This is a genomic window from Paraburkholderia sp. 35.1, from assembly GCF_050436525.1.
Classification (GTDB): Bacteria; Pseudomonadota; Gammaproteobacteria; order Burkholderiales; family Burkholderiaceae; genus Paraburkholderia; species Paraburkholderia tuberum.
Window position 1 is genome coordinate 79418 of sequence record NZ_JBNDMJ010000002.1, and the last position, 22914, is coordinate 102331.

Consider the following 22914-nt stretch of genomic DNA (forward strand, 5'->3'; position numbering starts at 1 on the left):
CTTTTGCTATGCGCTGACACGGGCGGTCGAACTTTCGGCCGCGTTCACGTATCCGCGCGCTGGTGGAAACGGAGGCCGTGACATTCCCCATTGGTTAACGGCGTCACCGCGCCGTCTTCCAGAGCAATTAGGTCGAGGCCGCCGTTGGCTTCAGGGATTGCTTCTAATGGCCCTGGCAACGGCCGAATTGCCCTGAAAGACCATAGGGCGCGCGAGGATCGACGCGTCATGCGCGGCTCAGTTCGTGCGCCGTTTTTGAACTAAGTGAGAACGGACCGGTGGACGGCCGGATCAAGGCCAAGAAGCTTGCCGCGCCGCGTCCTGACGACTTTGTTCCGCAGCGATTCAAACCGGGTCAGCGATCACCAGGCCTTTTCGATTTGCATCGGCGATCGCCTCCGCCTACACTGATTCGGCTGACGCGATGCAACAAGAACCGCGCCGGGCCGCTTTCGCGAGATTGTTGGCGAGTTCGCGGCGCCCGATACGCCGCGTCACGCTATTGCCATATTTTATCGCTGATCTTGATCGACACCGCGTCTCTCGCAAGGCGCGATGCGCCTCGCCCTGGTTTCACGTCGACTGTCCTTCCGCACGAAACCGTGCGATAACGACGGCGGCGCCGACTCTCCGATGGAGTTCGAAGCGACCATGAATCAGTCCAGTCCGGCATCTGTTCCCGTCAATCCTCCCGCGACGCCCTTGCCCAGCGGATTCGCCCCGGCGCAGGCCGCCGTCGATTACATCGTCGACGCCTGGCAACGAGGCATCCTCTTCTCCGACGTGATGCGCGAGCGCGGCAACCAGTATCAGGCCCACTTGCTGGAACGCGCACCGAACGTGCTCGATTTCGGCACCGAGCTGGTCGTCGACGGGCGCACGTTGCCGCGCCCCGTCAACTACGGCCTCGTTCGCATCGCCGCCCCCGACGATCTGAAGCCCGACCACGACGCCACCGGCGCGCACGATCCGGGCCGCCTACGTCCGTTCATCGTCTTCGACCCGCGCGCCGGGCACGGCCCGGGAATCGGCGGCTTCAAGCGCGACAGCGAAATCGGCGCCGCCTTGCGGGCGGGCCATCCGTGCTACTTCGTCGGCTTTCTGCCCGATCCCATGCCCGGCCAGACCGTCGAAGACGTGATGCGTGCCGAAGCCACCTTCCTCGAAAAAGTGATCGAGCTGCATCCGGACAGCCCCGGCAAGCCCGCCGTGATCGGCAACTGTCAGGCCGGCTGGCAGGTGCTGATGACGGCCGCGATGCGCCCCGAGCTGTTCGGGCCGATCATCGTCGCGGGTGCGCCGGTGTCGTACTGGGCGGGCTGGCGCGGCAAGAATCCGATGCGCTACTCCGGCGGGACGCTCGGCGGCTCGTGGCTCACCGCGCTCACGGGCGATCTTGGCGACGGCCGCTTCGACGGCGCCTGGCTCGTGCAAAACTTCGAGAACCTGAACCCGGCCAACACGCTCTGGCAGAAGCAATACAACCTCTACGCGAACGTCGACACCGAGGCATCGCGCTATCTCGGCTTCGAAAAGTACTGGGGCGGTCACGTGTTCCTCAACGCGGCCGAAATGCAGTTCATCGTCGACAACCTGTTCGTCGGCAACCGGCTCGTCAAGGGCGAGATCGTCACGTCGGACGGTATCCGCCTGGATCTGCGCAATATCCGCTCGCCGATCGTCGTGTTCTGTTCTTATGGCGACAACATTACGCCGCCGCCGCAGGCGCTCGGCTGGATCACCGACCTGTATCGCGACGACGCCGATCTCTTCGGCCACGACCAGACCATCGTCTATGCGACGCACGACAGCATCGGGCATCTCGGCATCTTCGTGTCGAGCAGCACGGGCAAGAAGGAGCATCGCGAGTTCGTGAGCAACGTCGACCTCATCGACCTGCTGCCCTCGGGCCTATATGAAGCGCATATGGGAAAGCGGACCGACGCCACGCCGCACGCCGAACTCGTCGAGGGCGACCACGTGCTGTCGATTTCGCGGCGCAGTATCGACGACGTACGCGCGATCGTGCAGCCCGATCCGGAAAGCGACCGCCGCTTCGCGACAGCGGCTTACGTGTCCAACTTCAATCTCGGCCTGTACCGCAGCTTCGTGCAGCCGTGGGTGCATGCGTCCGTGACGCCGTGGGCCGCCGACATCGCGAGCCGCTTTCATTCGCTGCGGGTGCCCTATGAATCGTGGTCGGACCGCAATCCGTTTGCGTCGAGCGTCGCGCGTTTCGCCGAGGACGTGAAGCAAGCGCGCACGAGCGTCGCCACAGACAATCCGTTCTGGCAGATGCAGAACGCGGTGTCGGACGCGATCGAAGCGTCGCTCGACTTCTATCGGGATACGCGCGATACAGCCGTCGAACAGATGTTCGAAGCGGTCTACGGCATGCCGTGGCTGCAGGCGATGGCGGGTCTTCCTCCGCGAGGCCACGACGAAGCCGCCGCCCCATTGACTGAGCCGGGCGATTCGGGAGAACGCAGCGCATCGATCGCCGCGGTGCACGAGCACCTGCGCGAGGACATGACGAAGGGCGGTCTCCTCGAAGCGAGCGTGCGCGCGTTGCTGTTCATGCGGCGCACGCATGGCGACGCGGACGAGCGCCGTTTCAATCTCGCGCGCGAGATGCTCGGCACGCTCTCCGATCGCGGCATCCTGGCGTTCAAGGATGTCGTGCGCGAACAGGTGGCGCTGCTGCGGCTTGACACCGACGCCGCCATCGACGCGCTGCCCGGCATGCTGGCGAACGCCGCGCCGGCCGACACCCGCGACGCCGCGCGCCGCATCGACGAGCTCACCACGACACTCCCGCTTGATGCCGACGAACGCGCCGACCTTGCGCGCGTGCTGTCGATTTTCGAGTCGGCATCGAAAGCGACGGCGAAGCCGACGCGGCGTTCCGAAACGCGCCAGCAGGTCGAGTGACGTGCCCCCGCCGCGCGCGGGCAACACTATAAATCGAGGGCACATGGCATTAGCCGAAGTAATGTCCTCATTAGCAAGAAATGGCGAACCTTAACAATTGCGAGCGCTATTCATGGCGCGATGACGAAGAAGTCTTGTTTTTTTGATGAAACCTTTCTGCGGCGGGCCAAGAACACTGCGCGATAGGACGACATCATCCTGTTTTGTGATATTGAGAGGCCGATAAGGTCGCGCTGGGCGCAGGCGGTGAATCACGCCGTGGGTATGCCACCGTGAAGTCGGCTGTTGAGTGCGGAACCGACGTCCAATCGTTTCAGCCGGCCAATGTGCGAATGTCGCTTCATGACCGGTTGCCGTCCGACGCGGTCGGCCGTACCCGATCCCCAGCAGTCGGCCGGATTTCTCCGAAGCAGCCGTTCGAACCGGGACCAACCATCTGGATCGGCCCCGATCCGCGGGTCCTGCTGTGACTGCTAGCGAGTCCGAGCGTTGCATATCATCGCCGCAAGGTGTTGCTGTTCACCGTTTCTGCTAATAACGTTCACGGTTTTTGGCGAGAACTGGTGTGGCCCGCGCCCGGTAAGGCTAGGAAGTCAGATTGCCAATTCTGTCACCGTTGCGTTTCAGCAAGGGAGAGCGGCAGGATGTCCGTTGATTTGGCTAGCGTTCGGCGTGTCCCCGAATTTGGCGAATGCGGCTGTCGAGGCGCGCGATTAGCGCATTGGCCTGAAGCGGCAGCAAGCGCAAATACCGGAGGTCATTTTTGATCTCGGACGGCGGACATCTCAGCGCGCAGACCAAAAACGCCAAGCAGTTTGGCACTTTGGATGTTTCTTAGGCGGCCCTCACCACTGTTCGTATTGATGGCGGTGAGAGTGTTATCGTAGTGCGCTTTGTCAGTCGTTCCGGGCAGTGAGTTCGTGCTCCGGGGGCAAAGTGACGCTAGCGGACAAAACGGACACCGTCAGCGCTTCAATGGACACCGCTAGCAACATTCGCGATCTGCAACAGCAACTGCACCTGGCGACGGATTAATAGCGGCTACATCATTTTGAGCACCATTTTTAGGATTCCCCCTTGGAAATTAAAGTCAACTTTCTCGATAAGCTACGTCTTGAAGCCAAGTTCGATGACTTCACAGTAGTGGCCGACCAGCCTATCCGTTATAAGGGCGATGGCTCGGCGCCTGGTCCCTTCGATTATTTTTTGGCTTCATCGGCGTTGTGTGCAGCTTACTTTGTGAAGTTGTACTGCGTAAGTCGCAATATTCCTACGGAAAATATCCGCCTGTCGCAGAACAATATTGTTGATCCGGAAAACCGGTACCAACAGATTTTCAAGATTCAGGTTGAGTTGCCGTCGGATATCTCGGAAGTGGACCGCCGAGGTATTTTGCGCTTCATCGACCGTTGTACGGTGAAAAAAGTGGTGCAAGCCGGGCCCGAGTTTGTCATTGAAGAGGTAGAAAACCTGGATGCCGATGCTCAGTCGTTGCTGACGTTGAAGCCGGCTTCTGATGCCAGCACCTATATTGCGGGCAAGGATTTGCCGTTGGAGCAAACCATCGCCAATATGTCGGGCGTTCTGGCGGGCTTGGGCATGAAGATAGAGATCGCTTCGTGGCGCAATATTGTTCCAAATGTGTGGTCGCTTCATATTCGCGATGCGCATTCGCCGATGTGTTTTACCAATGGCAAGGGAGCGACCAAAGAAAGCGCGTTGGCGTCAGCGTTGGGAGAGTTTATCGAGCGACTGAATTGCAACCATTTCTATGGCGGTGGATTTTGGGGCGAAGACATCGCCAATGCGGAGTTTGTGCATTACCCGAATGAGCGCTGGTTCAAGCCTGGCCCTAAGGATGCGCTGCCGGCTGAAATTCTGGATGAGTACTGCGTCGAAATTTATAATCCCGATGGCGAGTTGTATGGCTCGCATCTATACGACACCAACTCCGGCAACGTGGAGCGCGGCATCTGTTCGCTGCCGTTTGTGCGGCAGTCGGACGGCGAAGTGGTGTATTTTCCGTCCAACCTGATCGAGAACCTGTTCGTCAGCAATGGCATGAGTGCCGGTAATACGCTGGCCGAAGCGCAGGTGCAATGTCTGTCCGAAATTTTCGAACGGGCGGTAAAGCGCGAAATTCTGGAAGGCGAAATCGCTTTGCCTGATGTGCCGCACGAAGTGCTGGCGAAATACCCTGGCATTCTGGCCGGGATTCATGGATTGGAAAAGCAGGGCTTTCCGGTGCTGGTAAAGGATGCGTCGCTGGGTGGGACCTACCCAGTGATGTGCGTCACCTTGATGAACCCGTGCACAGGCGGTGTCTTTGCCTCGTTCGGCGCGCACCCAAGCTTCGAGGTCGCGCTGGAACGGAGTCTGACGGAATTACTGCAGGGGCGTAGTTTTGAAGGCCTGAACGATTTACCTCAGCCCACCTTTGTCAGTAACGCCGTGACTGAACCAAACAACTTTGTTGAGCACTTCATTGATTCCAGCGGTGCGGTGTCGTGGCGCTTTTTCAGCGCCAAAGCGAATTACGAGTTTGTTGAGTGGGATTTTTCGGGCCAGGGTGAAAACTCCAATGCCGAGGAAGCAGCAACCTTGTTCGGTATTCTCGGAGACATGGGCAAAGAGGTGTACACGGCGGTGTATGATCAACTGGGTGCCGTAGCCTGCCGGATTTTGGTGCCCGATTATTCGGAAGTTTACCCGGTAGAGGATTTGATCTGGGATAACACAAACAAGGCGCTATTGTTCCGCGCGGATATTTTGAACTTGCATCGACTGGACGATGCCTCCCTGGCAGCACTGCTTGAGCGGTTGGAGAACAGTGAGCTGGACGAGCACTCCGATATTGCCACTTTGATCGGCATCGAATTTGACGAGAATACGGACTGGGGGCAGCTAACAGTTCTCGAGTTGAAACTGTTGATTCATCTCGCCTTGAAGCAATTTGAGGAAGGGCAGGAGCTGGTCGGAGCTTTTCTGCAGTACAACGACAACACGGTCGAGCGCGGATTGTTTTACCAGGCCTTGAATGTGGTCCTGGAGGTGATGCTCGATGACGACCTTGAACTGGACGACTACGTGGTCAACTTCCGTCGAATGTTTGGCAACGCCCGGATGGACGCGGTACTTGGGACAGTGGACGGCAGCGTGCGCTTCTTTGGGCTAACGCCAACGAGTATGAAATTGGAGGGCCTCGACAGGCACCATCGCCTGATCGGCAGTTACAAAAAATTGCATAAGGCGCGGGCCAATGCAGCGGCTACAGCGAAGTAGGGTTGCGAGTCATGGCTGGACGCGATGATACCGTTCATCCCCCTCAAAAAACGCCCGTTCGATACTTGAGCGACCCTCTGCGCCGGCGTGCATCAATGTTGATGCCGTCAGCGTTGATGGTCAGCTACAAAGGCAGATCGAGGGCCTTCGGTAGTCCCCGTTTTTAACGGCGGTCAGAAGTCGAGCTTTCCGCTTCGGGCAACGATGTAATGTCGCTTTTTCGGGCGGGCAGGATGACCGACAATAGTCCGCTATCTCACCCCCCCCGCCGATGAGATGTCGGGCGCCGCCCACCTTGTCACGACCAGAGCGGATACGTTCGTGGTCGCTAACCCTTCCGGTCACGTTCACGGGTTGTTGCACCGAGACCACTGATGTTCGGCAGATCGGAATCTGTGCCTGTTGAATCGGTTCGTAGAACCCATACGACGATTCGCGCGAACGCGTCGCCGATGTTCGCCGTGCCGAGGCGTGCACGTACCCTCCAAGGTCTCCCTGACGGGTGGTCACCTGATAGGCAGAGCGTCGGCCGGGTTGATCGGCGGATCGTCCACGATCCATGGCGCGGCATCGACTGACTGCTTGTGGCCGGCAGTACGCGTTCACACCATCAACCCGAAAGCCGCCTTGAGGACTCCAATGTCGGCTCTGTAAAATGTTCATCGAACTGGTGCTATCGGCCAGCATGAGACATTCGACGGCCACGACCAGATTGGCAACAATTGTCGGCATATGGGGCGGCCGAACGTTAGCTCAGGCCAGCGGCCACTATTGCCGCGTGAGCATGAGGTTCAGATTCTGAACCGCAGCTCCGGATGCGCCTTTGCCAAGATTATCGAAAACCGCAGACAGCAGGACGTGCCCGTGTTCCACGTCATGAAATACGCTCAAGTGCATGTCGTTCGTACCGTTCAGCACTTGCGGATCCAGGTGTTTTAAGGCGCGCGATTCGTGCAGCGGCAAGACTCGTACGTGAGTTACCTCGGCATAGTGGCGTGCGAGGCATGCGTGTAACGTGGCGCCATCCACGCCGGGTGCCAGCAGCCGCAACGCCAGCGGCACCGTCACCACGATGCCCTGGCGGAACGCTCCGTACGCAGGGACGAAAATGGGACGCTGCGCAAGCCAGGCGTGCTGCTGGATCTCCGGCGTGTGCTTGTGCGTGAGTTCCAGGCCATAGACCTGGTATGAGGGCGCGTTGGCAGCGCCTGGCCCCTCATGTTCCTCCACGCCGGCACGCCCGCGTCCGGAGTAGCCGGATACCGCATGAATGCTGATCGGGTAATTGCCCGGTATGAGCCCGGCCTGCACCAACGGACGCAGCAGGCCAACTGCACCGGTCGGATAGCAACCAGGATTGGTGACCCGACATGCTTTCGCAATTTGCTCAGCCTGCCCCGGCGTCATTTCCGGAAAACCGTAAGTCCAGTCCGGCTGTGTGCGGTGGGCGGAGCTTGCGTCGATAACTCGGACGGCAGGATTGACAATGGCGTCCACTGCCTCGCGCGCGGCGGCATCCGGCAAACAGAGGATGGCAATGTCGCAGGCGTTGATGGCTTCTGCGCGACGCCGCGAATCTTTGCGCTCCGCCGCGGCAAGTGTGAACAGTCTGATGTCGGTCCGATTGCGCAGCCGGTCGTGGATTTGCAGCCCGGTGGTGCCTTGGTCGCCGTCGATGAAAACTACGGGAGAGCTCATAGTGGGTGACTCCGCTGACTGTGGGTTGTAACAGGTAAAACGAGCCCCTATGTTGCGCGGACGGCTAGAATAGAGAAAGTTGAATTTCATAACGTAAACATTCAGTTTTTCTGAATCTGGACGCCGTCATGCGAGAGATCAGCCTGGACCGCTTGCGCACTCTGGTCGCCGTTACCGACCGTGGTTCATTTGCCGATGCGGCGCGTGCATTGCACCTAGCGCCGCCAACGGTCAGCCTCCACATCGCCGAACTCGAAGACCGCATTGGGGCTCCACTCCTGTTACGCAAGCGCGGACATGTGGGGCCGACGTCTATAGGCGAGGTGCTAGTGGAGCGCGCGCGCCGACTGCTGGCCGACGCGGAGCAGGCGTTAGACGATATTCAACGCCAAGTAGAGGGGCTCGAAGGGCGTGCGCGTCTCGGCGCGTCCACGGGCGTGATCGCGCACCTGCTGCCGCAAGCGCTCGAGGTCCTGCGCGAGCACCATCCCGCCATCGACATTCAGATTGCAGTGCTTACTTCGCAAGAAACCCTGTCCCGGCTGGTGGATGGAACGCTGGATGTCGGGCTGGTCGCGCTGCCTCAGCCCCCGGTAGCTGGACTCGTGATAAAGCCTTGGCGCCGCGACCCTGTGATGGCCGTTGTGCCGGCGCATTGGCGGTGTCCGGCCCGCGTTACCCCTGAATGGCTCGCCACCCAACCTCTCATTCTCAACGACGCGACCACGCGTCTCTCGCGTCTGACTGCGGAGTGGTTCGCGACCGGAGGGCACCATCCTGCGCCGCGCATTCAGCTCAACTACAACGACGCGATCAAGAGTCTGGTAGCGGCAGGTTACGGCGCAGCGCTGTTGCCCCATGAGGCCACTACGCCATTACCCGACAGGCGCATTGTCATGCGTCCGCTGCGCCCAGCGTTGTGGCGACGGCTCGGTATTGCACATCGTGCGGGGTACGTTGAGCGTTCCACGCAACACGTACTTGATGTGTTGTGGGATTTGCGATTGGCGTAGGAGTTGCCATTTGCCGCTTAGGTTCCTTTTCGCTGAAACAGTAGCCTTGTTGCACGCCACGACGAACGAATGGCCGGTTTGTAGAAATTTGACTGACCGAATTGGGTCGGCTACGGAAGTTCGACGCGGAGGTGCGGCCGACGATCACCGGAGGCCGCTCGATTTCCGGGATCGGCCATCAAGCGACATTCGCCCGTCGCGCCGTTGGGACGTTTAGACGGCGGCTCTGCCCGCAAACGGCCATTCAATCGTCGAAGGCGAACGTTGCTTCGTCGGCGCCACTGCCCTTTGGCGTTCTCGAGTTGGCACATGGGCTCAAACCTAGCGCAATGGGAACAAACCCATTGCGCTCGCAATGGCGCGCGTGCGACCTTACGAGTCACCAGCAATTACGAACCGAGCGAGAGATCAATATGGGTATCGGTGCCACGCGTGACTCCCTGCCGCATATTTTTTTCCAGCGCTGCTTCTGGCTGTTTGTCGTGCTGCTCATTCTCATCGGCGCGGTGTCGTTCGTCCCCGCGAGCGACCACGGCCGCCTGATTGTGAACGGTGTCAACATGTTCCTCCTCATCGCGACGGTCGCAGCTGTCGGGCGCACGACACTGTCGTTCGTCATCGCGCTGTTACTCGCCGTTCCCGCGGTGTGGTTCCAGTATCTCGGTCTCTGGCGCGACAGCGACACGGATCTGACATGGTCGTGGATGTTCAGCGCCGCACTTTATTTCATGACCACCGCGTATCTACTGCGCTACGTTTTCCAGCCGAGGATCATGACGCAGGACAAGCTGTTTGGCGCTGCGGCGGCGTATCTCCTGATCGGTGTGCTCTGGGCGTACCTTTACGCGATCATCGGATTCTTCTACCCGCAGTCATACATGATCGTCGGGCAACCGGGACGACTGGTCTATGCCGACGCCCTTTACCTGAGCATAACCGTGCTCACCAGTACGGGCTTCGGAGACATTACGCCGCTCACGCGCCCGGCGCGCGGCATATGCATGATCGAGCAGATAACCGGGGCTTTATTCGTCGCGATACTCATCGCCCGCCTGGCGGGGGTTTATCCGCCGCGAGAGAGTTACATCGACGACGGAGCGCCGTAGGCGGTCAACGAATTGCCTGCGCGCGCAAGCCGACTTCCGAAAGGCGATAGCCGCGATTGCCATGGTCGCTTGCTGCCGGTCGTGGCAAGGCAATAGTCGATCGCACGACGATCGTCAAGGTTCGACCACAAAGGCTCAAAGGGGCAGCAGCATCTGGCAGTCCTGTCGTGCGCCTATCCGATACTGGGCAATAGCGTTTTGACAACCCGAGACGGCTATGGATGATAATCGGAAGCATCACGCGCAACCGACGTTGCAGAGCCAGCCGGCTCAGCCCGGAAGTTGCAGGTCAGCAGCAGTCTCGCCGGAACGTCGGCGAGATTCGCGTGTTCCATGAATGCCTCAGTGCTTCCGAGCGTTTTCACCCGTTGGTCGCTTAGCCGTAGCAGCCGTACGAGCGCGCTGCGCACGCGTTCGTCGTCCTCGACCTCGAACACTTTGGGAGGAACGTGTTCATGATTTTCGCGGCGAACCGGTTTCTTCTTCCGTGCCCCGCGCCGGGAGCAGGATATGAAACACTGCGCCGCGTTCGCCATTACTTTCGGCCCACAGGCGCCCACCATGCATGGTGATGATGGTGCTGCTGATCGGCAGGCCTAATCCCAGCCCGTGTGCCTTCGACGTGATATACGGCGTGAACAATCTGCCGATCTGCTCGGTGCTCAAACCCAGGCCGCGGTCGCTTACAGCAATGCTCACGCCGCTTCCGTCCAGTGCGCCCATCACTGCTATGGAAACAACCCGGTCCTCTGCGGAACATCCTTCTACCGCATCGAATGCATTCATCAACAAGTTGGCCATGACCTGCTGCAGCTGTATGTTGTTGCCGTGCACGACCGGCAAGTCCGGGACGATATCTAACGTCATCTGTATGTTGCGCACGGCAGGATCGCGACGCATGCGCTGAACCACTGAGCGGACCAGGTTGCCCATGTCGAGGGGGAGCGTTTCGTAGGGAGCCCGTCTGGCCAGCTGCTGCATCGTCCGGACAATTTCGTTGGCCCTGAAGCTGCTATCCGCGATGTCCGCCATCGCCTCGCGCAACTCAGACAGGTTTGGCACATCCATCCCGAGAATCCGCTGCGCCGCCTCTGCATTGCTCAGGATCGCCGTCAGCGGCTGCCTGATCTCGTGGGCCACTCCAACTGTCATAAACTCCAGTTCCGACATCCGTGCCAGATGCGCCCCCAGTTCCTCGTCCCGACCAGCTTTCACCTCGAGGAAAGCCAGCCTCCAGGCGGGCGAAAGCTCTGTTGGGCACCGCGTGCTCCTGATGTTCACGGCAACACAGCCGCCATCCTTGCGCCTTGCAATGACGGGTTTCATTGCGCCGCGGGCTGACGGCTCATCACCGAAAGATCGCACTTCGGTCGGGGACTCTCCACCGGGTGCTGTCAACTGAGGAAAGACTGTGCTCCAGCACACGCCGGAGAGTTCTTCCGTCGTATAGCCGAGCAGCGATGCTGCACAGGCATTGGTGCAGATGATCGTAAGCCAGTCGTCCAGAACAACGACTGGATATGGAATCAGTTCGATCAGCGATTTGATGCAATCTTTGCGAAACCGAAAGGTTGCATCTTCGTGTCCAGTAAGCGGCCCGCCCTGATCCTGCGCAGGAAAAGTCATGACCAAATCCCCGCACAAGGTTTTCGACGTCCGCACGGAAACGCGCCATTGCAACAGGATTGTGACGGCATTCAGAGCCTCGCACCGGACAGGTCGATTGGCGCCCGCTCATTCCACCGACTAATCAGCCGGAAGCAGTGGATAGGCAGAACGGTGTCGAGGGGACACGACATTCAGGACCGGCCGGACCGACACCTTTTCCATATTAGTAAGATTTCAACTACTTACACGGCAAATTTTTACCGCTTTCCGCCGCCGCTCGCCTACCCAATACGCATAGGGCGACGATCTGTTCGCGCCGGGCACTTTGATGACCGTTGAACCCTGAATGCGGCCATAGAGGTCACGCGGGGATGAACGTCCGGAGAGGGTCGCGTGCCGCCCCTCGACGTCAGGCAGCAGCCGGCCACGAGCGGCCGGTCGAGGTCGTCATCCAGTTCGGATAGCCTGGGTCTCGTCCGCCCTCGCTCAATGGCCGGTCTCCGGCGAGCAAATTGCCGGTGACACTGCCTCAACCCGGCCAGTTTCCGACACTCGCCGGGGGTACACGCGCAGACACTCGAACGGCTGCTCCGCCCTTGCAAACAGACCTTCAGGAGTTGAGCAGAATGAACCGACTGTGCTGGACCGGGTTTTTACTGCGCTCACGGCGATGAGGTTGAGTCGCGACGAGTGTTCATCGAATCTGCTGCGTGCTCCGCTTGTCAAACCCCGGTCCGGTTACAGTTGTAGTGTGCGGAAAACAGAATTAGCGAGACTGCGACCGGCTACGTGAGAATGAAAAAACGGAAATCGTGAGACTTCCCGGATTCACTAAGCAAGTTTTGACATTTTTTATCTGATGGGAAAGCCATCGGGTGAAGGTCACCAAAAGGCGGCCCACATTCGGTTACATTACGATAATGTTAGACGAATCCGAAGCCGACCGCCGCCCCCCCTTCCGCATCCTCAGCCTCGATGGCGGAGGTGCGAAAGGTTTCTACACACTGGGGGTCCTGAAGCAACTCGAAGCGATGCTCGACAACACACCACTCTGCGAGCGCTTTGATCTCATCTTCGGGACAAGCACTGGCGCCATCATCGCGACGTTGCTCGCGCTAGGGCGAAGCGTTGATGATATCCGCGAGCTCTATGAGGCGGAGGTTCCGCGCCTAATGAGCGTGGGCGGCAGCAACGCTAGGTCGGCCGCGCTGGAAGGGCTGGCTGCACGGGTGTTCGATGGTACGGTATTCACCGACATGAAGACCGGCATAGGCATCGTGACCGCACGCTGGCTCGAAGAGAAGCCGATGATCTTCAAGGCACACATCGGCCAGGCCCATGGGAGCAAAGGCACCTTTAAGCCGGGCTTCGGCGCGTCCGTAGCGGACGCTGTTGTTGCCTCGTGCTCCGCCTATCCGATCTTCAACCGTAAGTTGGTCAAGACCAACGACGGAGATGTCGAGCTGATCGACGGTGGCTACTGCGCTAACAACCCAACTCTCTACGCCATCGTCGACGCAACGAAGGCGTTGGGATACGCCTATGAAGATTTGCGCGTCGTCAGCCTCGGTGTCGGCAACTACCCCGAACCGCCCAAATACTGGCACAAGTGGGCCATCGAGAGGTTTTTTCTCGTCCGGCTGTTGCACAAGACACTGGGGATAAATACGCACTCTTTGGAACAGCTCGCCACGCTGCTCTGCCCGGACGTGCCGATGGTTCGCATTAACGACAGCTACACCACCCCCGACATGGCCGCTGATCTCATGGAGCACAACATCGAAAAACTGAAGCTGCTCTACCGGCGCGGCCTCGAATCGTTCGGCAAGCACGAGCATCAACTCCGACAACTTTTCTCTTGAGGAGAAGCCGTGGCGATCCCGGAAGATGACTTGACCCGTATGGCACAGATCGGGGCGCAGACGACGTCGAAAGACACCTACGCGACAGTGAAACTGGCCCTAGAAGCAGATGGAACCGGCTACAGCGGCAAGAGCTACAAGATATTCCTGCAGGGATCCTACGGCAACGACACGAACATCATTAAGGAGAGCGATGTCGATGTTGTCATCCGGCTTGACGCGATCTTTACCTATGATTTGTCAGGCCTGCCGCTCGATCAGCAACATGCGTTCCGGTCTTCGCACGGCGTCGCGACCTATACCCATCACCACTTTCGCAAAGACGTGCTGGGGGCCCTAACGGCGCGCTTTGGTGCCCACGTTCATGCCGGCACTAAGGCAGTAATGATTGAGCCCTTCTACAGTCGGCGGAAGGCGGACGTGCTAGTCGCGACTCAGCACAGGAAGTACACCTGGTATGTGTCAGACCGAGAAGGAGAACACGGCTACATGCTCGGCATCAGCTTTCACAAATCTGATGGGACGCGGATCATCAACTATCCAAGGCAGCACCGCGAGAACCTCGTTACCAAGAACCAACAGACCAGCGAATGGTTTAAGCACATTATCCGCATCTTCAAGAACGCCCGCCAGCACATGATCGAGCTTGGTCATATCAAGGCCGGAACCGCGCCCTCCTACTACCTTGAAGGGCTCCTCTACAATGTGCCGACACATTGCTTCGGCGTTAGCTATGTCGACTCGATGGTGAATTCCATCAACTGGCTGCTGGCGGCCGATCGCTCGAAGTTCCTCTGTGCGAACGAGCAATACAAGTTGCTCGACGGCAATGGCGATGTAACCTGGAACAGCCAGGACTGCACGACGTTCATGCAGGGTATCGTAGTTCTTTGGAATGGCTGGTAGCCGCCTTCTGTCCGCGTCGGAGGAACGGCGCGAGGACTGCCTGTTCTCAGTCTGACCGCCTGCCGCCGTCGTGCAACCGATGGCAACTCTTGACCGGCCGCGAAAGTTCGGTCTACGTCAGCGGCCGCGCCTTGCAGTTTGATCCGGTACTTCCGGGTTCGGCCATGAAGTGTCATTCGCCACTATTGTCGAACAGAGCTTCAGACGTCGGTTCTCCAATCGCATGCGGCCATTGGCCTCCCGAACACGCACGCCTATCCTCCCGAGTGCTTTGTTCCGCGGTGGTACGCGAGCATCTCGGCGTAGCTATCCGCTGCACTCGTTGTGTTGGTACTCGCCTGGATAATGTCGTACTTCTGGCGCATGGACGTCATATGCGGGACTGCCTCGCATGGCGTTCCTTCGTCGGACGCCAGACCGATAGTGCGAGACAAAAAAGGGGACTCCCAGGTTCGACAGTGCGTGTCAAAGCGGTCAGGGCCAGCCCGTCGCAACAATCTCTTCAGTCCTTCGGTGAGTCATCATGATCCGCCGTGCCGCCTTTCCGCCCTTCCCTGACGTCCGGGTTCACGTTGGCTGTCCCGTTGTTGTTTCCAATGGTGAGCGCTATTGGCAACGGATTTTCGATCCCGCTAAGGTGACAGTCCTCACCCTTGACTGATAGCCTGTAGGGCCCAAGGTTCGTTCCCTCCAGGAAAACAGTCAGCCTGGTGTTATTGATGGTACCCGCGAAAAAGTACCTTTTTCCTTGTGAATCCTTTTGCTGCAGTGAGCCAGCGGGAATTGTCAGCGTCAGGCCTCCGACTGTCAGCGTCATCGACTGTGTCTGCGGCGTTAGCGCACTCGCTGTGGCCGCAAGCGTGAACGTCGCGTCGAATGCGAACGCCTTAGACCTCGGTGCGAGCTTGACTTTCGGTGCGAAGGAGGCAAATTGTAGTGCTCCAGCGGGGATCGCTATAGATCCCGAGAAGGTTCCCGCGGTAAGGGAGATGGATCCGACGGACGCTAGGGACGTAGTGTCGATTTCGCCAACAATCGGAGAGCTCTCACTGGTCACAAAAAGCGTTTTGCCATCCGCTGAAAGACCTAGCGCTTGAGCCCCGTCGTTGTAGGATACTTGGGTATGCAGAGAGTTTGAAGTCAAATCGATTACGTAGATCGTGAGGGCGTACCGGGCTGCCTCATACAAGGTTTTGCCATCCACGGAGATTACCCCGTACTGCGCATAGGGAAGGTTCTGGATGGCTCCCACGAATGTGTTGGCCGATGTATCCAGAATCAGTACCCCCCTGTCGCACGCAAGATATGCCCGAGGTGCGGTCGGGGACATGGCGATATTTGCACACCTCGTCTCGGGTGATGGAATTTGTGTGACCGCAAAGGTCGTTGTATCGATGACAACGAACGACCCGTAAACCGGACTTGTGGCACTGACGAACAACTTCTTGCCGTCAGGGGTGAGACCGATGTTGGCGGCATCTTCCAGTCCAGTGGGCACTACCTTGATTACCGTGTTCGTCGAGGTGTCGATGACGCTCACGTCAGGGCTGGTTTCGGAAGAGGCATAGACCCATTTTCCGTCCGGAGAAACAACAACCTGTTCTGGCAAGGGCGCCTGAGGTTGAGCAATAACTGTTCGAGATGCGGTATCAAAGACGTAGATCAGGTTGGGACCCCCGACGTATGCTCGCGAACCGTCGGGACTGAGTGCAACGCCGTAAATCGAACTGATCGCGGATAGAGTCGTCAGAACGGTGTTTGTTGAGGTGTCGGCAATCGCGAGGCCGCTCGAAGTCGTAATGTATGCGAGCTCTGCCTGTACCGGGTCGGATATTGCGGAAAATCCCAAACCCACGACAACCATGCATGCAGCTAATCCGCGGGGCACATCACGTGCAAGACGACATGAACACATTTCCCACCTCCGGCTGTCGGATTCGCCGGATGCTTTGGCGCATCGGAGCGAAAGGCGCGAATAGCCACGTTCAATGACCATCGTGGTTGGCAAGGCTTGCGGTCGGACGGACGGCGAACGTGACTTGAACGCCACGGGTGTCGAGGACAGGCCAGTTAGCGAACTGCTCATGGCGAGCCAGATGCATGCGCGACTGCAGTCGACGCAGTGCGCGTCGTGAGCCGAGGTTAGGCCCGGACGCGGCATACAGTACCATTCCGCGTTGTGCGCGGAATGGCTGCCGACGACCCGCAGGGCCGACCGGAAACACGTGGATCGTCGCGTCTGAAGAATAGCAACTGCTGCCGCGAATGCGCGCCGATATCTCAGCGTTTTACGCCTCTTTGCAGGACTTCTGGTGGCACTTTCTGTGGTGCACGCACAGAAGAACCAGCGCCATATTGCGCAGAATCCGAATACCCAAAAAAATGCCGGCATCTGCACAGGAAAGACTTTCACCAATGCGGATATGAGCGGTACGCACGCAAAAAGGCAAAACGAGATCCAATCGGTTTTCCCCGAAACCGCGAAAATCAGTCACCGGCACCGAGTTGCCAGCCGGCTCGGATGTGTGGATGGCCGTTGAACACATCAAAGCGGCCGTAGAGGTGGGGCCGGGTTCATGGTCCGGAAAGGGTCGGGAGTACGCACTGCCGACTGGCCGCTTCAGGGACACGGGATTCCACTGGCCGCTTTCCAGCGATGAATTTGAAGAGCGGGCTGACACAACCTGACCCGATGCCGTCATTCGACTGGCTGGTATGTCAACGACCGCTCTGATGTGCTCTGCTGCCTTTCGCGCGCATACGCGGCCTGCCCCTCGGGTGGTAATGGAAATGCGCATTCCGCAAAGTCTTGACGCGATCAACGGGGCTCGACTACGAGTCCTCGTGCCCTCTCGGGCTATGTTGGCCTTCAGGAACTCCTCCACATCGCGCGAGACAGCCCTTCCGACCTTGCTTCCTTTGCTTGTTGATTTCGAGTAACGATTCGGCTATTTTCCCTCAGACCGGCAACACAAAGAACAGGCATCGAGCCACAAATTACCATACCGAGGGGAATTCATGCGATTCGCGCACGTGCTACCGGCACTGCCGCTGCTTTGCACATTGGTAGCATGCAATCAGACCAACCAGGCGGATGTGGCAGCCGCCACCAAGAAGATCGATGAACTTGGGTCGCAAGTGACTTCATTGTCTAGGCAACTTGAAGAAAGCAAGGCAACAATCGCGAATCTCCAAGGACAGGTGTCTATCCTACAGATAACTACGCAGGGCATATGGGAAGCGAGCCCTTTCGTGATTCTGGATCCAACGACGCGATCATACGCCGTCGTCAAAACCAACCTTGGCCAGCTACTTGTCTCTGTGGTTGACTTTTCGCCGTATCTCAACGGATACAAATTAAAATTGGCGATTGGGAATCCATCCTTCGTGACTTACAACGGGGCCAAGCTAACTGTTCGTTGGGGAACGAGTGCAAAATGGGAAACACCCGGCTTTGACGCAGCGAAGTGGCAACAAGGCCTGCAATCAAAGGAGACCAGCGTTACTAATACGCTTCTTCCTGGAGCTTGGAACCAAGTCGAACTAGTCGTCGCGCCCGCGTCAGCCGATCAGACTGGCTATCTTGCGGTTTCGATCAGTCTGGACCAGGTGTCTCTCCGTCAGATGTGAGGCCGCGTCTTCACTGACAACTCAGGCCTCACTCCGGCGCAAGTTCGACCGAACTCGAAGCGAATACACAAGCTACGGATGTCACCTTTCAGAGTCACGAACTCGTCCGAATGTCTAGCTGCCCGCTGGTCCGACCGTCCGCAGTTGGCCGATTGGATAAGGTCGCCAAGGGCCGCTTATTGGCACTCCACTTGGCAAGCCCCGGACTTGGCTGACTGACTGGTTTGGAGGCAGTCATCTGACCGGAGTGGGTCGTATTTGGGCGTTCAGTTGTCCGGATTCTGCCATCTCCTTCGTTAGCCGCTCTCATAGAATGAGCGTTAGCGAGAAGTCGATAATCGCCTGTCCGCTCATCCTCTGACTTGCGTTGCTCGATCCATCTGATGTCCGGCGGCATGAACAAGCATAAGCCGCGCCATTGCCACCCCGCGAGCCGGTAACAGGCAAATGGCGCAGAATAGAATCGCGCGCATCTTCGCGCACGCGAGAGGACGTGGCGCCCGACTTTGGACGTCAGAGCCTCCATGTTAGTGAGACAATCTTGTTGTAGTGAGACCATGAAGAAAGGAAAGACAAAACTCACCCGCCACGATGCTGAGCGCCTTTTCGAAGGCCTGCCCAGCGGGAACGTGAAAGTAAGCGGCCGGCCCGAGAACCCATTCGAAGCCGGGGCGTTCGACGTAGTCGAGCGCGTCGACAACGAAACCAAACTCTGGAAGGACAACCTCATTACTCTTCCGATGGCGATCGAGCTGCCTACTGGCTACGAGTCGGTGTCTCACGTACGCGAGGCGATGGCGAAAGCATGGCACGCGAAGTGGGTAAGGGAAGGAAAAAACGAGGTTGTCGCTGAGTTTCCTGAGGGTTGGACAGCCGTTCGGCAGGGAAGTGGACCCACGGAGTTGCGAGATTCCACCGGCGTAGTTCGCGCGGTATACGGGTGGGCGGAGGACGCGGAGCTCAGGATTCTGCCGCGGTATCTGGTTGAATCACAGACGAACAGTTCAAGCGGACTGGGCAGCCTGGTTGTCCGTGATCGCTTGAACGGTCTGGTTCTTGAAAGATCGTCAATATGGTCTGCCCAAACCGGTACCAACCATCCCGACTGGGCCAGACTGTCGGCGTGGCTCAACTTACACTATCCACAATATCGCGATCCGCTTCGGTACTGGGAAGACTACGGTAAAAACGTCCAAAACTAAGCCATTTTCTGGCGCGCCGTCGTCGCGACAAACTACGCCTGCTGGACGAAAGCGAAAGCGGTGCTCACCGCTTGATTGAGCTTCCGGGCTCGGCCACAAAGCGACGTTCACATGCGCCATCGGTCGGACGTTCACGCGTCGGCTCCGCTCCGTAACCGGCCACCCGATCATCAAATGCGAATGCTCCTTCATCGGCCATGGCAGTCATTTAACGTTGCGTCAAGCGTCCGTGTTGATCGCGGTGTTAGGCACAGGGCTCGTGCCGCGTCGCTTTGCTTATGAGTTGTTCAGGAATCTTAAATAGAAGGCTGAAAATACCAAGACAATGCCGATGTTCACCATCAGCCGTTCCCAGAATCGATTCCTAAAGAACAGTAAATCTACACTAACAACAACGGCTATCAACACCGCAACGTAAAGCACGACGGACATGTTCCTTGTCATTTCAATCGCCGGTTTAAAAATATATCAACAGGTGCCTATCCATAGAGTTGCGAGATGTGCCTCTAGCCAGGTAGGCTTACCACGAACATGGCTGAGTCGAGATCTGGCGCAATGGCATGAGCCAGGAGGTGAGAGGCTAGCATATTCGACGGACCCATCGGTCCGTGCATACTTAATAATATGGACGAGCCTGAAGCCGTCGCAATCTGATGTTTTGCCATGCGTTCCCCGTCCTTGGGTCCGACGATAGTTTGCAAAAGGCAGACGCTTTCGTGTGAATGAATTATGGACTAGCCTTTTTGAGAAAGCCATAGGAGCGAACATCATGGGGTCACCCGTTAATGTGGCAGCCCTTCACTTCTCCGGCGGCGGCTTTGGCCGAAGTGCGGCAGCGGCCTGTGCGAAGACGGATGTCCGAAGCACTCCGGAAGCCGCCATTTATGTCCGGCCGGCCCGAAGGGCTGATGTGGGTCGACTTGCGACGTTCATCCGCTGCGGGCCGGCAAGCGATTCTCAATTCAGCTATCGGACCGGGTTCGGCCATCTACGGTCATTGGCCCGCGCTCTCACACTGACATTCGAGGGGCGGCTCCTTACGGATACCGGACCGTCAGGTCCAAAACATGCCGTCAAGTCATTGTCCGGACCTTCGTCCGGTCAGGGGACCACGTAGCGCTTGTCGATTGCGGTACCCACTGCCTTGACGAAAAGCTCATCGCGCGGCGAGCAGGCCAACTCCCGGAACATAGTGCGACCGGGGATGGCTTCACGCATCTGCCACGCCGCTATTGGACCAAAGTCCAATTGTCTTGAAGCCAGGCAGGTGCCACTATCGATATGACCCGGGAAGATCCCGATGCGGGAGTTCGTTTCATACCGCCAGGTCGCCTTCCGAATGGAGCGCGTGTCATGAGCAAGTATCTGCGGCTTTTTCTCGTGGTCCCGTTTTTGCTGCTCACGGCGGCCTGTTCGACACAAGAGACTTCGTCGCCCGGAACGGGTGATGCAGAACTGGAGGCCCAAGCGCGCGCGGCGCTGCAGCAACTGTTTGACACGGCGCCCAGAACCAGAGACCTTCATGATCGGGCGAAGGCAGTTCTCGTGTTTCCGAACATCCTCCGGGCTGGCCTCGGGGTGGGCGGACAAGGCGGAAGAGGCGTACTGTTCGGTTCCGACGGCAAAGTCCTGGGCTACTTCAGAAACACAGGGGTTTCGTGGGGCCTGCAGGCTGGTGCGCAGACGCTTTCGGAGGCGTTGTTCCTGATGACCGACGCAGCCGCGCGCCAACCCTTCGATAGTAGTGGTTGGGCTGTTGGCGTAGGCCCGACCATTGTAGTCGTGGATGCGGGCGCAGCCAGGTCGATGAACACCACAACGCTGCAGGCGGACGTCTACGCATTTATCTTTGGTCAGCAGGGATTGATGGCCGGGCTTGGCGTACAAGGCCAGCGAATTACGAGGCTCAATCCGTGAAGTGAGCGACGGCCCCGTCGAGTTGGAGTCTCCTCTTTTATCTGGTACGACCTTGGCCGACCTCGACCATTCGACTTCCTCGTAAGCCGACATTCGCGAACCATGAAAGCTGCAGCTATCAGAGGCAGGTCTAGGTCTGCATGGCATCTTTATAGATGCGCCCATCTTTCATGATCAGCTTCAGGTTCTTGTCGGGATCGGCGAGCAGTGCCACATTGTCGAGCGGGTTGCCACCGACGACCAGCAAATCGGCCCATGCGCCCCGCTCAAGCACCCCCAGTTTGGCGGGATAGGGGTTGCGCTCGCCGGAGAGCGCAAGCAACTCCCCGTTGTGTCCCGTCACCATCCGCAGAATCTCGGCGCCGTTGTACCAGCGCGACATATTGCCGATCATCAAACCCTGGCGGGCCGTCACGGCTGGCGAAAAGATCAGGTCGGTCCCGAACGCCACCTTGAGCGCGTGCTTGCGCGCGAGCTTGTACATGTTATCGGTGCCCACGATGACTTCCCGGAACTTGTCGAGGACTGGTCCCGTTAGCGGCCCGACGTCGTCTTCATTCACAAATGGTTGTGTACTCAACCATGTTCCGTTCTTCGCCATCGTCTCGGCCGCACGATCGTCCATCAGGTGCCCATGTTCGATGCATTGCGCGCCTGCCGCCACGGCTCGTTTCACGGCTTCCGTCGTATACGCATGGACGGCCACATAGGTTCCCCAGTCGCCCGCGGTTTCGACGGCTGCGCGCAGTTGGGGCTCAGTGAAGGTCAGCATGTCGAGGGGACTACGTGGCGTGGATACGCCGCCGCCTCCCATGATCTTGATCTGCGTTGCGCCCTGCAGGAACTGCTCGCGCACGCGTAACCGCACCTCGTCCGCCGAATCGGCGATCGCATTCGCGCCAGTCCTTTCCTGCTCACTGACTTCGCCCGTGGTACGCGGGATGGCCGTGAGCGGGCGAAAATCGCCATGTCCGCCTGTCGTCGTGATCAGCGCGCCGGACGGATAAATGCGTGGGCCAGGGATCATCCCCGCATCGATAGCCTGTTTCAGCGCGAATGTCGGTCCGCCCATATCGCGTATCGTCGTGAAGCCGCGCAGCAGCGTACGCTGGGCTTCCGCACTCGCGGCCAGATAGACCAGACCCAGGTCGGCCTGCAGGATCGTCTGGATCGGCAGTGCGGCGAGCATGGCATGCCAATGCATCTCGATCAGCCCCGGCATGATCACCTTGCCGCCGCAATCGACTGTGCGGTTCGTTCCGGCCGCAGGTGGCTGGCCTTGCCCCAGCTGTGAGATGCGGCTTCCTTCGACGACGAGATACATCCCATCGCGCAGGGCGGCCGACTTGCCGTCGAACAGCCGGAAATTTGTAAACGTGACGGGCTGCGGCGCAGCGGCGGCGGGACTCGCGCTCTGTGCCTGCGCGAGTTCCGGCAGTACGGTACTCAGCATGGCCGCCCCCATGCCGATCAGAAATCCTCGTCGCGCGAGATCTGCGCCGATGCGGCGATTCGCATACTGGGCAAGCGCCTTGTTACAGAAGCAGGAATACGTTCGGCTTGTTCGGTTGACGCCGCTGTACTTTCCGGAAGCCATATCTGCCCCCATTTGAGTTGAACACCATGCACGGAAGCGCTGCTTGCGGCCTTTGAACAGGTAACGGGAACAACCAGCGGACAGTAACGACATTCGTACGGAAGTATGGCAAACAATTAACGCTCGTGCGTTCAAAGCGTCGATACATCGCTTGCATAAAAG

General features: G+C 58.6%; 14 protein-coding genes. 10 read left to right on the forward strand and 4 right to left on the reverse strand.

From position 1 onward, the window contains the following. Positions 1–651 precede the first annotated feature (651 nt). Both OKW27_RS06220 and OKW27_RS06225 read left to right on the forward strand, forming a co-directional pair. Positions 652–2931: a DUF3141 domain-containing protein gene (locus tag OKW27_RS06220; protein ID WP_429332920.1), complete on the forward strand. Its 2280-nt coding sequence runs from the start codon at positions 652–654 to the stop codon at positions 2929–2931. 1077 nt (positions 2932–4008) lie between these two features. Continuing rightward, entirely contained in the window at positions 4009–6213 is a 2205-nt protein-coding gene (locus OKW27_RS06225) for an OsmC domain/YcaO domain-containing protein (RefSeq protein WP_429332921.1), read from the forward strand. Between the two features lie 768 nt (positions 6214–6981). Here OKW27_RS06225 and argC read toward each other — a convergent pair. After that, positions 6982–7911 (reverse strand): N-acetyl-gamma-glutamyl-phosphate reductase, encoded by a 930-nt coding sequence (gene argC, locus OKW27_RS06230; protein ID WP_429332922.1) that lies wholly within the window; start codon positions 7909–7911, stop codon positions 6982–6984. A 128-nt stretch (positions 7912–8039) separates the two neighbouring features. On the opposite strand from argC, the gene OKW27_RS06235 reads away from it, so the two are divergent. Both OKW27_RS06235 and OKW27_RS06240 read left to right on the forward strand, forming a co-directional pair. Continuing rightward, on the forward strand, positions 8040–8924 hold the full coding sequence (locus OKW27_RS06235) for a LysR family transcriptional regulator (RefSeq protein ID WP_429332923.1): 885 nt from the start codon (positions 8040–8042) through the stop codon (positions 8922–8924). A 413-nt stretch (positions 8925–9337) separates the two neighbouring features. Continuing rightward, entirely contained in the window at positions 9338–10030 is a 693-nt protein-coding gene (locus OKW27_RS06240) for a potassium channel family protein (protein ID WP_429332924.1), read from the forward strand. Positions 10031–10483: 453 nt separating this feature from the next. Here OKW27_RS06240 and OKW27_RS06245 read toward each other — a convergent pair whose 3' ends face one another. Beyond that, complete coding sequence (locus OKW27_RS06245) at positions 10484–11656, reverse strand: sensor histidine kinase (protein ID WP_429332925.1); 1173 nt, start codon at positions 11654–11656, stop codon at positions 10484–10486. A gap of 857 nt (positions 11657–12513) precedes the next feature. Between OKW27_RS06245 and OKW27_RS06250 the strand changes: the two genes are divergently transcribed. Together OKW27_RS06250 and OKW27_RS06255 are read left to right on the forward strand one after the other, a co-directional pair. Next, complete coding sequence (locus OKW27_RS06250; RefSeq protein ID WP_429332926.1) at positions 12514–13500, forward strand: patatin-like phospholipase family protein; 987 nt, start codon at positions 12514–12516, stop codon at positions 13498–13500. A 9-nt stretch (positions 13501–13509) separates the two neighbouring features. After that, on the forward strand, positions 13510–14406 hold the full coding sequence (locus tag OKW27_RS06255) for a nucleotidyltransferase domain-containing protein (RefSeq protein WP_429332927.1): 897 nt from the start codon (positions 13510–13512) through the stop codon (positions 14404–14406). Positions 14407–14908: 502 nt separating this feature from the next. Here the strand turns inward: OKW27_RS06255 and OKW27_RS06260 are convergent. Continuing rightward, positions 14909–16270, reverse strand: a complete 1362-nt coding sequence (locus tag OKW27_RS06260; RefSeq protein WP_429332928.1) for a hypothetical protein — start codon at positions 16268–16270, stop codon at positions 14909–14911. Positions 16271–16718: 448 nt separating this feature from the next. On the opposite strand from OKW27_RS06260, the gene OKW27_RS06265 reads away from it, so the two are divergent. The 4 genes from OKW27_RS06265 (at position 16719) to OKW27_RS06280 (ending at position 21155) form a co-directional block, all read left to right on the forward strand. Then, positions 16719–16946 carry a hypothetical protein gene (locus OKW27_RS06265; protein WP_429332929.1) on the forward strand — a complete coding sequence of 76 codons (228 nt, stop codon included), beginning with the start codon at positions 16719–16721 and terminating at the stop codon, positions 16944–16946. 478 nt (positions 16947–17424) lie between these two features. Next, positions 17425–18036: a hypothetical protein gene (locus OKW27_RS06270; protein WP_429332930.1), complete on the forward strand. Its 612-nt coding sequence runs from the start codon at positions 17425–17427 to the stop codon at positions 18034–18036. Positions 18037–18593: 557 nt separating this feature from the next. Continuing rightward, entirely contained in the window at positions 18594–19238 is a 645-nt protein-coding gene (locus tag OKW27_RS06275) for a hypothetical protein (RefSeq protein WP_429332931.1), read from the forward strand. A 1353-nt stretch (positions 19239–20591) separates the two neighbouring features. Continuing rightward, positions 20592–21155, forward strand: coding sequence for a YSC84-related protein (locus OKW27_RS06280; protein ID WP_429332932.1), 564 nt, complete (start codon positions 20592–20594; stop codon positions 21153–21155). A 130-nt stretch (positions 21156–21285) separates the two neighbouring features. Here OKW27_RS06280 and OKW27_RS06285 read toward each other — a convergent pair whose 3' ends face one another. Then, positions 21286–22752 carry an amidohydrolase family protein gene (locus OKW27_RS06285; protein WP_429332933.1) on the reverse strand — a complete coding sequence of 489 codons (1467 nt, stop codon included), beginning with the start codon at positions 22750–22752 and terminating at the stop codon, positions 21286–21288. Between the last annotated feature and the right edge of the window lie 162 nt (positions 22753–22914).

Excerpts from the sequence above, each read along its gene's own strand:
- OKW27_RS06275 (WP_429332931.1), top strand. The coding sequence starts at position 18,594 with ATGAAGAAAGGAAAGACAAAACTCACCCGCCACGATGCTGAGCGCCTT.
- OKW27_RS06280 (WP_429332932.1), top strand. The coding sequence starts at position 20,592 with ATGAGCAAGTATCTGCGGCTTTTTCTCGTGGTCCCGTTTTTGCTGCTC.
- OKW27_RS06245 (WP_429332925.1), bottom strand. The coding sequence starts at position 11,656 with ATGACTTTTCCTGCGCAGGATCAGGGCGGGCCGCTTACTGGACACGAA.
- OKW27_RS06240 (WP_429332924.1), top strand. The coding sequence starts at position 9,338 with ATGGGTATCGGTGCCACGCGTGACTCCCTGCCGCATATTTTTTTCCAG.
- OKW27_RS06285 (WP_429332933.1), bottom strand. The coding sequence starts at position 22,752 with ATGGCTTCCGGAAAGTACAGCGGCGTCAACCGAACAAGCCGAACGTAT.
- OKW27_RS06235 (WP_429332923.1), top strand. The coding sequence starts at position 8,040 with ATGCGAGAGATCAGCCTGGACCGCTTGCGCACTCTGGTCGCCGTTACC.
- argC (WP_429332922.1), bottom strand. The coding sequence starts at position 7,911 with ATGAGCTCTCCCGTAGTTTTCATCGACGGCGACCAAGGCACCACCGGG.
- OKW27_RS06260 (WP_429332928.1), bottom strand. The coding sequence starts at position 16,270 with ATGGTTGTCGTGGGTTTGGGATTTTCCGCAATATCCGACCCGGTACAG.
- OKW27_RS06220 (WP_429332920.1), top strand. The coding sequence starts at position 652 with ATGAATCAGTCCAGTCCGGCATCTGTTCCCGTCAATCCTCCCGCGACG.
- OKW27_RS06270 (WP_429332930.1), top strand. The coding sequence starts at position 17,425 with ATGCGATTCGCGCACGTGCTACCGGCACTGCCGCTGCTTTGCACATTG.